Consider the following 12,642-nt stretch of genomic DNA (forward strand, 5'->3'; position numbering starts at 1 on the left):
GCGGTTATTTTAGTGGATAAATCACCAAAAGTCGCATAAAATTTCGCGCAGTTATTTTCTATAAAAAAGACCCCTTAATCATGCTCGAACAACTCCCTTATTTGGCATTAAAAACACCGCCAAAAACCACCGCATTTTTAAAGACTGAATGTGCGGATTTTATTGTAAAAGAGTATTTAGGCTATGAAATGTCAGGTGAAGGTGAGTTTGTTGCGTTGTATGTGCGTAAAACAGATTGCAACACCTTATTTGTTGGCGAAAAATTAGCTAAATTTGCCGGTGTTTCTGAACGCAATATGGGATATGCGGGGTTGAAAGATCGTCGAGCGGTGACAGAACAATGGTTTTGTTTACAAATGCCTGGAATGGAAACGCCCGATTTCAGTCAATTTGAATTAGATGGCGTAGAGATTTTAACAGTTACTCGACATAACCGAAAAATTCGCACGGGTAGCCTTGAGGGAAATTATTTCGATATTTTATTACGCGGTGCAGAAGAATCTGATGAGCTTAAAGCGCGGTTGGATTTTGTAGCAAATTTTGGTTTCCCCAATTATTTTACGGAACAACGTTTTGGTCGGGATGGTCATAACCTCACGCAAGCATTGCGTTGGGCACAAGGGGAAATCAAGGTAAAAGATCGCAAAAAACGCAGTTTTTATCTTTCCGCCGCGCGCAGTGAGATTTTTAATCTGGTTGTGGCTGCGCGTATCGAAAAGGGCGCAACAAATGAAGTTTTACCAAATGATATTGTGCAATTAGCTGGTTCGCACAGTTGGTTCAAAGCGGATGAAAAAGAAGACTTAAATGCCTTGCAAGTGCGGTTAGAAAATCAAGATATTTTACTCACCGCCCCTTTAATTGGTGAAGATGTGTTGGCCGCAAGCAATATTGAAAATGAAATCGTAAATCAACATTCAGTTTTCGATCCTTTAATGAAGCAAGAGAGAATGAAGGCATCGCGTCGTCCATTATTAATGAAAGCAAAAGATTTTTCTTGGGCATTTGAGCCAGAAGGCTTGCGTTTGAAATTTTATTTGCCAGCGGGCAGTTATGCCACGGCATTAGTTCGTGAGTTAGTAAATTACACAGAAGCATAAGGAAGTACAATGCGAATTTTAGTCAGTAATGATGACGGTTTTCACGCGGAAGGCATTCAAGTTTTAGCAACAGAATTAAGAAAAATTGCCGAAGTCATTGTTGTTGCACCTGATCGTAATCGAAGTGCGGCATCAAGCTCCCTCACATTAGTTGAGCCACTGCGCCCACGCCATTTAGACAATGGCGATTATTGTGTGAATGGCACACCAGCAGATTGTGTACATTTAGCATTAAACGGATTTTTATCTGGCCAAGTAGATTTAGTGGTATCGGGCATTAATGCGGGTTGTAATATGGGCGATGATACGATTTATTCAGGCACATTGGCGGCAGCTCTTGAAGGGCGTCATTTAGGCTTACCTGCTATTGCGGTTTCGTTAGATGGTCGTCAACATTATGAAACTGCAGCACGAGTGGTGTGTGATCTCATTCCAAAATTACATCATCAATTATTAAATCCTCGTGAAATTATTAATATTAATGTGCCAGATTTACCTTTTGAAGAATTAAAGGGTTACAAGGTGTGTCGTTTGGGTTACCGTGCGTCTTCTGCAGAAGTTATTAAACAAAGGGATCCTCGTGATGAAACCATTTATTGGATTGGCCCTTCAGCATTACCTGAGGATGAAAGCGAGGGAACAGATTTCCATGCGGTGAAAAATGGTTATGTGTCTATTACGCCAATTCAGGCAGATCTTACTGCACATCATTCACTTTCGGCTTTACAAGATTGGTTAGAGCAGGAATAATGGCGCGTTTTACCAAATAGAGAAGAAATATGAAAATTTTCGGCACGATGTACGATAAAACTATGCAATGGTCAACGCACCGTTTTGCGACTTTCTGGCTCTCTTTTGTTAGTTTTATCGAGGCGATATTTTTTCCTATTCCGCCCGATGTGATGTTGATCCCAATGTCTATGTCAAAGCCAAAAAGTGCGGTGAAATTTGCATTTCATACGGCAATTGCTTCTGTCATCGGTGGGGTTATCGGTTACGCTATTGGTTATTATGCAACGGATTGGGTAGAAAACATTGTACAACAATGGGGATATGGTGTGCATTGGGCAAAAGCCATAAATTGGTTTGAGCAATGGGGCGTATTAGTTGTGTTTGTGGCAGGTTTTAGCCCAATTCCTTACAAGGTGTTTACTCTCTGCTCTGGCGTAATGCAAATGGCATTTTTCCCTTTTGCCATCACCGCATTTGTTTCACGTTTAGCGCGTTTCTTGCTGGTGGCAAAATTAGCCGCGTGGGGCGGTGAAAAATTCGCAGCAAAATTGCGAAAATCTATTGAAATTATTGGTTGGTCAGTCGTTGCGCTGGCTGTCATTGCTTACTTTATATTGAAAAACTAGGATAAAAAATGAATAAATTAGGTCTTATTTTAATGACTGGATTCGTATTAGTTGGATGTGCATCAGAACAAGCAAAAGATCCAGATGCGTTGCCAAACGGCATCATGCAACCAGTAGAAGGCACTGGCGCTGTTGCTGGCGGTAGCTTTATGCCAGAAATTCAAAAAAACACAATGCCAGCGCAAACGAAATAATAAAGGAACAATAAGGAATTACTATGAAAAAATCGTTTCTCTTACTCCCTTTGAGTCTTGTTGTATTATCGGCTTGTACTTCTAATTCTCCCGCTCCAATCAGCAATGCTGATGGCAATCTTTCCCCTGGCATCATGCAACCAGTAAATGGCGAAAGTGCGGGTGGTTCTTGGCAACCTGAGATTCAAAAAAACACGGTACCAGCGATGGGCGGCGTACCAACAGGCGTGCAAACTCCACAGCCAAATTTCCAACCAACCTATCAACAGCCTGCCATGCCAGCAGCACCTGCTCAGCCAGCATTTAAACCTGCACAGCCAGCGTTTCAGCCAGCTCAAAAACCAGTAGCGCCAACACCAGCTCCAGCGCCAGCTGTGCAAACAAAAACCATCACTAAAACTGTTTCTGATTGCGTAGGTTCGCAACATATTAATGTTCCACGCAATCCAAATACCAATGCACCAGATTATAGCCAAATTGAAAAAGGCTCTTACAAAGGCAATACCTATAAAGTGAACAAAGGCGATACCATGTTCTTGATCGCTTATTTGGCGGGTATTGATGTAAAAGAATTAGCTGCATTGAACAACATGACTGAGCCTTATAGTTTGAGCCTAGGACAAACTTTAAAAATCTCTAATTGTGGTACAAAAACAGTGACAACAACGGTTCCTGTAAAACAACCTGCGGCAGCAACGACAACAACTACTGCGGCTGTACCGACAGCACCTGCAGAACCGGCAGTCACCTATACGCCAGGCGCAAACGGTACGCAAATAGGATCAGATGGCACAATCATTGGCCCAATTAAATCTGGTGCAGGTGTAGCGAATAGCGCACCAGCAATGGTACCGGTTGCGACAACACCAGTTGCTCCTGCGACAACGCCATCAGTACCAACTACACCAGTAGATAACACCAATAGCACACCGATTAATGCACATGTTGTTGCACCAATTGCATCGAATGTTGCATGGCAATGGCCGACTTCAGGTAATATTATCCAAGGTTTCTCAGATACTGATGGTGGAAATAAAGGAATTGATATTAGTGGTTCTCGTGGACAGTCTGTAAAAGCAGCTGCATCAGGTCGCGTTGTGTATGCTGGCAATGCTTTACGTGGTTACGGTAATTTAATCATCATCAAACATAATGATGATTTCTTAAGTGCTTATGCGCATAACGACAAAATTCTTGTAACCGATCAACAAGAAGTCAAAGCTGGTCAAGAAATCGCAAAAATGGGTAGCTCCGGTACAAATACTGTGAAACTTCATTTTGAGATTCGTTATAAAGGTAAATCAGTGGATCCTATTCGCTATTTACCAAGACGTTAAGCTAAGTTATAGAGTGCGGTAAAAATACTGTGATTTTTACCGCACATTTTTAATGATAAAAAAGAAAATGTCTGAAATTATTATTACTCAAACCCTTGATACCATGGGGCTTCGTTGCCCAGAACCTGTCATGCTTGTACGTAAAAATATTCGTCATTTAAATGAGGGAGAGGTATTACTTATTATTGCTGATGATCCGGCCACAACACGTGATATTCCTAGTTTTTGTCAATTTATGGATCATACGTTGTTGCAAAGTGAAGTCGGAACACCGCCATTCAAATATTGGGTGAAGAAAGGAAAATAAAAAATCGGTCATCATGAAAGGGTGACCGATTTTTTATCTATTTTTTAAAGATTACGTAATGCTTCAATGCGTTTTTCAAGCGGTGGATGACTCATAAAGAGTTCACTACGTTTACCATTAATCATGAAAGCATTGAGTGAGCCCTCAAGGTTTTGTGGTTCATGTAATTGTTGTAAACGCTGTAATGCCATAATCATTTTTTCTTTGCCGACAAGGCTTGCAGAACCCGCATCTGCTCGAAATTCACGATAACGTGAGAACCACATTGCAATAATGCTGGCAAGTACGCCAAATACCATCTCTAACACCATTGACACTAAAAAATATAAGCTAGAACTACGCGTTTCCTCACCGTTATTATTACGTGAGCTTGCGACTGCTGTTGCAATAATACGTGATAAGAAAATTACAAAAGTATTTAACACACCTTGTAATAAAGCCATAGTTACCATATCACCATTTGCTATGTGAGAAATCTCATGAGCAAGTACGGCTTCCGCTTCGGCTTCTGTCATGTTATTCAATAAGCCAGTACTCACTGCAACTAATGAATTACTTTTTGTTGCACCTGTTGCAAAAGCGTTGACATCTGGTGAATGGTAAATTGCTACTTCTGGCATTGGAATCCCCGCAAGTTGTGCTTGTCGAGCAACGGTGTCCATTAACCAATGTTCTGTTTGGTTACGAGGTTGAGTAATAACTTCGCCATCAACTGAACGCAATGCCATTGTTTTTGACAGAAATAAAGAAATTAAAGATCCGGCAAAACCAAATAGTAAGGCCATAATTAAAATACCACTGGTACTGTTTCCAGCTATACCTGTGACACTTAAAATAATTCCCAACACCAACATAACGGCCATATTGGTAGCAAGGAAAAGAAGAATGCGCATCATAATATGTTCTCTCTAAGTTAGGATTAATCTTCCTCTTTTAGTGGGGAAGGGTTATTAAAATTCAAGGTAGAATAGAAAAATTTATATAAAAATGCGGTCAGAAACACGCAAGTTTATGACCGCATTTTTGATAATTGGTTGCAGAAGTTATTATTTTCGTATTGCAATGGCCTCGATTTCTAACCCTACATCTTTTGGTAATCGCGCTACTTCTACGCAAGAGCGTGCGGGAAAGTGAGGATGATGATTTTCTTTGAAAAAACGTTCATATTCAGCATTTACTGCTGCGAAGTCATTGAGATCTTTTACAAAAACAGTTGTTTTGACAATATCTGCTACAGTTAAACCTGCTTGTTCAATGATTGCTTTTATATTTTCTAAAGATTGGCGTGCTTGTGCTACGATATCTGTTGGTATATCCCCTGTTGTTGGATTGACAGGAATTTGACCTGATGTAAGTACTAAATTGCCCAAATCAATGGCTTGAACATAGGGGCCAATTGCTGCAGGGGCATGCTCGGTATGAATAATTGTTGTCATGGTTTTCTCCTTGATTGATAAAAGTGCGGAGAAAATTACCGCACTTTTGTTTATTGATCAATTTCTTTTAGCACATCATCAGGAAGTGTCTCTTGATGATCTTCAGATTTTCCATCACTGACTTTGAATTGAAGATTTTGGTAATAAGCCTCGCGAAATGTTACGTATGGATCTTGGGCTTGACGTAATAGCTCTGCGTTATCGAGATTTTTAGCACGGGTATCTACAGCTTGAACACCATATTTAACGAGGGACCATGGCCCGCCTATCCATTCCCAGAAAGGATACATATAAGCGGCATCTACTACGGCACCAGTTAATTGGCGCGGTGTAGTGGCATTATAGATAGGTAAAACAATATATGTGCCAGCATCAACGCCATAGCTTCCAAGTGTTTCACCAAATCCGCGTTGGTGATCAATACGTAATTCTTTACTTGCACTCGCAAAATCAACAAAACCACCTAAACCAAATATAGTGTTGATCCAAAAACGGTTAAAATGTACAAAGGCTTTTTTAGGTTCACCTTCAATTAATCGGTTTACAAAGCTTACAGGCTCATCAAGATTGTTCGCCATACTTGTAAGGCCTGAAGAAACGCGTTTAGGGACGTAATTATTCCAGCCCTTAGCTACAGGTTCAAGAACATAACGATCCATCACATTATAGTTAAACTTCCACATTGTTCTATTGAACCCTTCAAGGGAGTCATTACGTTCTCCATCAGGTTTATTTGCGCATCCCGTTAGTAAGAATGTACCTAAAAGTGCGGCTAAAATTGCTTGTTTTTTCATTCATAATCTCAGTATAAAATTTGGCTTATTCTACCTAATTTGCCTAGTAACAACAAAATAAATCTACCGTAAGTAATTATTTCTTATTGATTGAAATTGATTTTGTAATAAGTTTTGCATATTGAACATAATGTTGCAAAATAAGCAGAAATTAAGATGTGTTTTAGAAAAAATGATTGTATTTAATAATATTTCCTTAAAGCGTGGACAAACGGAATTACTCGACAATGCGGTAGCTATGATTACCCCTAAACAAAAAGTTGGTTTAGTGGGTAAAAATGGTTGTGGTAAATCCTCTCTTTTGGCGTTGTTAAAAAAAGAACTTCAGCCAGAAGGCGGAGATGTGACTTATCCATCAAATTGGGCGGTATCTTGGGTGAATCAAGAAACGCCTGCACTGGATGTTTCTGCAATTGATTATGTAATTCAAGGTGATCGAGAATATTGCCGCTTACAGCAAGAATTAGCTTGGGTGAATGAACAAAACGATGGTAATGCGATTGCACGCATTCACGATAGACTTGATGCTATTAATGCGTGGACAATTCGCTCTCGTGCGGAAACACTTTTACATGGTTTGGGCTTTACTCAGGCAGAAACCAGTCATGCAGTGAAATCCTTCTCTGGTGGTTGGCGAATGAGATTGAATTTAGCACAGGCGTTGCTTTGCCCGTCAGATTTATTGTTACTTGATGAGCCGACGAACCACTTAGATTTGGAGGCGGTGATTTGGTTGGAACGTTGGTTAGTGAATTATCAAGGTACATTGGTGCTGATTTCTCACGACCGTGATTTTCTTGATCCGATCGTGAATAAAATTTTGCATATTGAACATCAAAAACTGAATGAATACACCGGTGATTATTCGTCTTTTGAGGTGCAGCGCGCGACTAAACTTGCACAACAGGCAGCGATGTATCGACAGCAACAACAAAAAATTGCTCATTTACAAAGCTATATTGATCGCTTTAAGGCAAAAGCCACTAAGGCAAAACAGGCGCAAAGTCGAGTGAAAGCGTTAGAACGAATGGAACTTATTGCACCAGCTTATGCAGATAATCCTTTTACCTTTGCATTTCGTTCCCCTGCTACTTTGCCAAGCCCTTTAGTGATGATTGAACAAGCTAGTGCGGGTTATGGAGAAGGGGAGAGTGCGGTTGAAATTTTGAGTAAAATTAAACTTAATCTTGTGCCAGGTTCACGCATTGGTTTATTGGGGAAAAATGGGGCAGGTAAATCAACTTTGATTAAACTTTTGGCTGGAGAGCTAACCGCACTTTCAGGCAATGTTCAACTTGCTAAAGGTGTACAGCTTGGTTATTTTGCTCAACATCAGTTAGATACGCTTCGTGCGGACGAATCTGCGCTTTGGCATATGCAAAAAATCGCACCAGAACAAACTGAACAACAGGTACGTGATTATCTTGGTAGTTTTGCTTTTCACGGTGATAAAGTAAATCAGGCGGTGAAATCCTTTTCCGGTGGTGAAAAAGCGAGATTAGTTTTAGCATTGATTGTATGGCAACGCCCAAATTTGCTGTTATTGGATGAGCCAACTAACCACTTGGACTTAGATATGCGCCAAGCTTTAACAGAAGCCTTGGTTGATTACGAAGGTTCGCTAGTTGTTGTCTCTCACGATCGTCATTTACTACGTAATACGGTAGAAGAATTTTATTTAGTACATGATAAACAGGTGGAAGAATTTAAGGGAGATTTAGACGATTATCAGAAATGGTTAACTGAACAAAATAGTCAATTGATATCCAAATCTAATGATGAAATTGAAGCTACAGAAAATGCTACCTCTAACCAAAATCGTAAAGAACAAAAACGCCGTGAGGCGGAATTACGTCAACAAACCGCGCCATTTCGTAAAAAAATTGTTCAGTTGGAAGACAAAATGGATAAGTACTCTCAACAACTTGTAGAAATCGAAAATCAGCTGTCGGATTCAGAGCTTTATAATGCAGAAAATAAAGAAAAATTAACCGCACTTTTGAATGAACAAGTGACGGTGAAAAAGTCGTTAGAAATAGTGGAAGCAGATTGGATGATTGCGCAGGAAACGTTGGAAGGAATGTTGAACCTTTAGATTGAGTTAGGGCGGAAAACTGCCGCCCCATTTTAAAGATATCTTACAAAATTGTTAGTAACTGAGAAAAATCATCGAATACCCAATCTGGGTTGGAATCGCTAATAGGCATATTATAGTTATACCCATAGGTTAATCCGACAGCGGGGCAACCTGCTGCGTGTGCAGCAAGAATATCATTTTTAGAATCACCAACAAAAAGTATTTGGCGTGGTTCAACACCGAATTTCCCACATAAATAATAAAGTGGCCCTGGATGGGGTTTGATCGCAGGTAGTGATTGTCCACCAAGCATTTCACTAAATAAATGATCAATACTAAATGCGGCCAATACTGGTTGAACATGACGTGTTGGCTTATTTGTTACGACTGCAAGCGTATAGCCTTTTTCTTTTAAATTTTCTAAAGTTTCCTTCACATTGGGATATAAACGGCTGACATTGCATAAATTTTCACCGTAGTAAAAATTAAACCGCGCTTTTACTTTTTCAATTTCGGACGCTGTTAATTCTCGACCGCTTTGAGCACAAGCCCAATCTAATGCTCGGGCAATTAAGACAGGTGCACCGTTGCCAATCCAAGTGAGTACTAATTCTTCGGATGCTTGAGGTAAGCTAAATTCAGTTAATGCAGAGTTTACTGATAAGGCTAAATCTGGCAGGCTATTTACTAAGGTTCCGTCTAAATCAAATCCAATAAGTTTAAATTGTGTATTCATTTGTTATCTCTTCTAAAAATATTATTGGGCTTTCACATTTGATAATTGTGTACGCATTTGATCTATTACTTGTCTATAATCGGATTTTCCAAAAATGGCTGAGCCCGCAACAAACATATCAGCACCTGCAGCAGCAATTTCTGCAATATTATCGACTTTAACACCACCATCAACTTCGAGACGAATATCATAGCCACTGTTATCAATAATTTTACGTGCTTGTTGAAGTTTTTGTAAGGTTGCAGGAATAAAGGATTGACCACCAAAACCTGGGTTTACTGACATTAATAATACAATGTCAATTTTGTCTAACACATAATCTAAATAACTTAGTGGTGTTGCGGGGTTAAAAACTAAACCAGATTTACAACCGTGATCACGAATGAGTTGTAAAGTGCGGTCAATATGTTCGCTAGATTCTGGATGAAATGTAATATAGTTTGCCCCAGCTTTAGCAAAGTCAGGAATAATTCTATCCACAGGTTTTACCATTAAATGTACATCAATTGGCGCGGTAATCCCATAATCACGTAAGGACTGGCATACTGCGGGGCCAAAAGTTAGATTAGGCACATAATGGTTATCCATCACATCGAAATGAATGACATCTGCGCCAGCATTAAGCACACGTTGTACATCATCTCCAAGTCGAGCAAGATCGGCAGACAGAATAGAGGGGGCTATGAGATAAGGTTTCATGATGATTCTCCATTGAGAAAATAATATCTTTAGTTTACTGATTTGAGATAAAAAAACCAATAAAAAACGACCGCACTTACGATCGTTTTGAAGTAATAATGAACATTTGAAAATAGGCAATAAAAAATTATTCCTCATCCTCTTTTGCCCATTCTAATGAGCGTTTAACGGCTTTTTTCCAGCCTTTGTAGCGACGTTCGCGTTTGTCATTGTCGCTGTCTGGACTAAAGGTGCGTTCTACACGGGCTTTATCGCGAAGCTCGTCTAAATCTTTCCAAAAACCTGTTGCTAAACCCGCAAGGTAAGCGGCGCCTAGAGCGGTCACTTCTTTCACGACTGGACGCTCAACATTTACATCTAAAATATCAGCTTGGAATTGCATTAAGAAGTTATTGTTTGTCGCGCCACCATCTACACGGAGATATTGTAAGTGTTCACCAGAATCTGATTGCATAGCCTCTAAGACATCGCGGGTTTGGTAAGCAATAGATTCTAAGGTTGCACGAACAATATGATTACGGTTTGCACCGCGAGAAAGACCCAATATTGCACCGCGCGCATATGGATCCCAATATGGTGCACCTAACCCCGTGAAAGCAGGAACAACATATACGCCATTACTATCAGTCACTTTTTGTGCAAAGTATTCAGAGTCAAAACTATCGTGAACAATTTTGAGTTCATCACGGAGCCATTGGATTGATGCACCCGCTATAAATACAGAACCTTCTAAGGCATATTCTGGTTCGCCTTTTGCATTACAAGCAATGGTTGTGAGAAGTCCATTTTGGGATGTAATGGCTTTGTTACCTGTGTGGAGTAACATAAAGCAACCTGTGCCATAAGTGTTTTTGGCTTGGCCCGCATGTACGCAAAGATGTCCGTAAAGAGCGGCTTGTTGGTCACCAGCAATCCCTGCAACAGGAATACGAACGCCGCCTTTACCGCCGATATTGGTTTGGCCGTAAATTTCAGAAGAGTTGCGTACTTCAGGTAACATTGAACGTGGAATATTCAAGATTTCAAGCATCTTGTCGTCCCATTGTTTGGTATGAATGTTGAATAACATGGTACGAGATGCATTGGTGTAATCGGTTACGTGCACTCGGCCTTGAGTCAGTTTCCATACAAGCCAAGTATCAACGGTACCAAATAATAATTCGCCTCGTTCTGCTTTTTCTCTAGCACCTTCAACGTTATCCAAAATCCATTTTACTTTTGTGCCAGAGAAGTAAGGGTCAACCACTAAGCCTGTTGTATTACGAATGTATTCTTCATGACCATCGGCTTTTAATTTATCGGTAATGTCTGCTGTACGGCGGCATTGCCATACGATAGCGTTGTAAACAGGCGTACCTGTTGCTTTTTCCCATACAATGGTGGTTTCACGTTGGTTGGTGATACCGATAGCGGCAATTTCATCAGATGTAATGCCTGCTTTTGCAACGACTTCGTTTAAGGTTGAACTTTGAGTTGCCCAAATTTCCATTGGGTTATGTTCTACCCAGCCGGCACGAGGGTAGATTTGGGTAAATTCACGTTGTGCAATTTCAACCACATTCGCATTATGATCTAATAATACTGCGCGAGAGCTTGTTGTGCCTTGGTCTAATGCAATGATGTATTTTTTGTCTGTCATAGTATTACTCCTTCAAATAATTATTCGCAGCCGCAATTACAAGGTAAATTGCCGCCAATTGCTTTTTTGTATAACCATGCACCAGCTAATGCGCCTAAAACAGGTGCAACCATTGGAACGATAAAATAAGGGATTTCGCATCCGCCAGTTAGAGCGAGTTCGCCCCAGCCAGCGAGATAAGCAAAGAATTTTGGTCCGAAGTCACGCGCTGGATTCATGGCAAAACCTGTTAAAGGGCCCATAGCACCACCAAGAACTGCGATTAATACACCAATTAATAATGGGGCAAGTGGACCACGAGGTACACCGTTTCCATCGTCAGTTAATGCCATAATTAATGCCATAAGAATTGAAGTAATCACAAATTCCACAGCAAAGGCTCCACCAATGCTTAAACTTGGATGAGGGTAAGTGGAGAATGTACCAGCAAGGCTTAAACTTTCTTGTGTACCACGAACAATGTTGTGGGCTGTTTCATAATCAATAAAAACATTGTGGTATAAGGCATAAACTAATGCTGCAGCAAAGAATGCGCCGAGCATTTGTGAAATGATATAAGGAATTACTTTTTTGCCGTCAAAGCAAGCAAATTTCCAAAGGGCAATGGTTACTGCTGGGTTTAAATGAGCACCAGATAAACCAGCGGTTGCATATACTGCAAGTGCAACGCCCATTCCCCACATAATGCTGATTTCCCACAAGCCAAAACTAGCGCCTGCTACTTTTAGTGCTGCAACGCAGCCCACACCAAAGAAAATCAATAAGGCTGTACCTAAAAACTCGCCAATACAGTTCGCTTTTAATGATTTGTCCATAGATCACTCCTTAGAAGTGCGGTTGAAATGAAGGGTGTTTTCCTTAAATAAAGGGGAAGAAGAATTTATTAAAAAAGAATACGGAGTGTTTTGAAATAGCCTCCTTATTTGAATTCTAGATTAGAACACCTAGATTGATTATGATGTTAC

Annotated in this window: 14 protein-coding genes; 7 read left to right on the forward strand and 7 right to left on the reverse strand. The window is 40.3% G+C overall.

Annotation, left to right across the window (positions count from 1 at the left end):
- Window positions 1-80: 80 nt before the first annotated feature.
- The 6 genes from truD to tusA all read left to right on the forward strand — a co-directional run bounded on the left by truD (window position 81) and on the right by tusA (window position 4,296).
- Window positions 81-1,100, forward strand: coding sequence for a tRNA pseudouridine(13) synthase TruD (gene truD / locus C3V42_RS04480; RefSeq protein WP_106013818.1), 1,020 nt, complete (start codon window positions 81-83; stop codon window positions 1,098-1,100).
- Window positions 1,101-1,109: 9 nt separating this feature from the next.
- Window positions 1,110-1,850 (forward strand): 5'/3'-nucleotidase SurE, encoded by a 741-nt coding sequence (gene surE, locus C3V42_RS04485; RefSeq protein WP_005644202.1) that lies wholly within the window; start codon window positions 1,110-1,112, stop codon window positions 1,848-1,850.
- A 29-nt stretch (window positions 1,851-1,879) separates the two neighbouring features.
- A complete protein-coding gene (locus tag C3V42_RS04490; RefSeq protein WP_106013819.1) occupies window positions 1,880-2,458 on the forward strand; it encodes a YqaA family protein in 579 nt (192 codons plus the stop codon).
- A gap of 8 nt (window positions 2,459-2,466) precedes the next feature.
- Window positions 2,467-2,652 carry a hypothetical protein gene (locus C3V42_RS04495; protein WP_046949370.1) on the forward strand — a complete coding sequence of 62 codons (186 nt, stop codon included), beginning with the start codon at window positions 2,467-2,469 and terminating at the stop codon, window positions 2,650-2,652.
- Window positions 2,653-2,675: 23 nt separating this feature from the next.
- Window positions 2,676-3,989: a murein hydrolase activator NlpD gene (gene nlpD, locus C3V42_RS04500; RefSeq protein ID WP_106013820.1), complete on the forward strand. Its 1,314-nt coding sequence runs from the start codon at window positions 2,676-2,678 to the stop codon at window positions 3,987-3,989.
- A 67-nt stretch (window positions 3,990-4,056) separates the two neighbouring features.
- On the forward strand, window positions 4,057-4,296 hold the full coding sequence (tusA, locus tag C3V42_RS04505; RefSeq protein ID WP_106013821.1) for a sulfurtransferase TusA: 240 nt from the start codon (window positions 4,057-4,059) through the stop codon (window positions 4,294-4,296).
- A gap of 44 nt (window positions 4,297-4,340) precedes the next feature.
- Here tusA and htpX read toward each other — a convergent pair whose 3' ends face one another.
- The 3 genes from htpX to C3V42_RS04520 all read right to left on the reverse strand — a co-directional run bounded on the left by htpX (window position 4,341) and on the right by C3V42_RS04520 (window position 6,526).
- The gene (gene htpX, locus C3V42_RS04510) at window positions 4,341-5,195 is read right to left on the reverse strand and encodes a protease HtpX (protein WP_164994248.1); all 855 of its coding nucleotides are present in this window, start codon (window positions 5,193-5,195) and stop codon (window positions 4,341-4,343) included.
- Between the two features lie 147 nt (window positions 5,196-5,342).
- Window positions 5,343-5,732 (reverse strand): RidA family protein, encoded by a 390-nt coding sequence (locus C3V42_RS04515; RefSeq protein ID WP_048953102.1) that lies wholly within the window; start codon window positions 5,730-5,732, stop codon window positions 5,343-5,345.
- Window positions 5,733-5,782: 50 nt separating this feature from the next.
- Window positions 5,783-6,526: a VacJ family lipoprotein gene (locus C3V42_RS04520; protein ID WP_106013822.1), complete on the reverse strand. Its 744-nt coding sequence runs from the start codon at window positions 6,524-6,526 to the stop codon at window positions 5,783-5,785.
- 172 nt (window positions 6,527-6,698) lie between these two features.
- Between C3V42_RS04520 and C3V42_RS04525 the strand changes: the two genes are divergently transcribed.
- Window positions 6,699-8,621, forward strand: coding sequence for an ABC transporter ATP-binding protein (locus C3V42_RS04525; protein WP_106014310.1), 1,923 nt, complete (start codon window positions 6,699-6,701; stop codon window positions 8,619-8,621).
- Window positions 8,622-8,664: 43 nt separating this feature from the next.
- Here C3V42_RS04525 and C3V42_RS04530 read toward each other — a convergent pair whose 3' ends face one another.
- The 4 genes from C3V42_RS04530 to C3V42_RS04545 all read right to left on the reverse strand — a co-directional run bounded on the left by C3V42_RS04530 (window position 8,665) and on the right by C3V42_RS04545 (window position 12,492).
- Window positions 8,665-9,339 (reverse strand): phosphoglycolate phosphatase, encoded by a 675-nt coding sequence (locus C3V42_RS04530; RefSeq protein ID WP_106013823.1) that lies wholly within the window; start codon window positions 9,337-9,339, stop codon window positions 8,665-8,667.
- Window positions 9,340-9,360: 21 nt separating this feature from the next.
- A complete protein-coding gene (rpe, locus tag C3V42_RS04535; protein ID WP_106013824.1) occupies window positions 9,361-10,038 on the reverse strand; it encodes a ribulose-phosphate 3-epimerase in 678 nt (225 codons plus the stop codon).
- A gap of 127 nt (window positions 10,039-10,165) precedes the next feature.
- Window positions 10,166-11,677, reverse strand: coding sequence for a glycerol kinase GlpK (gene glpK / locus C3V42_RS04540; RefSeq protein WP_106013825.1), 1,512 nt, complete (start codon window positions 11,675-11,677; stop codon window positions 10,166-10,168).
- 20 nt (window positions 11,678-11,697) lie between these two features.
- Window positions 11,698-12,492, reverse strand: coding sequence for an MIP/aquaporin family protein (locus C3V42_RS04545; RefSeq protein WP_106013826.1), 795 nt, complete (start codon window positions 12,490-12,492; stop codon window positions 11,698-11,700).
- Between the last annotated feature and the right edge of the window lie 150 nt (window positions 12,493-12,642).

The organism is Haemophilus sp. oral taxon 036, from assembly GCF_002998595.1.
GTDB lineage: Bacteria > Pseudomonadota > Gammaproteobacteria > Enterobacterales > Pasteurellaceae > Haemophilus > Haemophilus haemolyticus_K.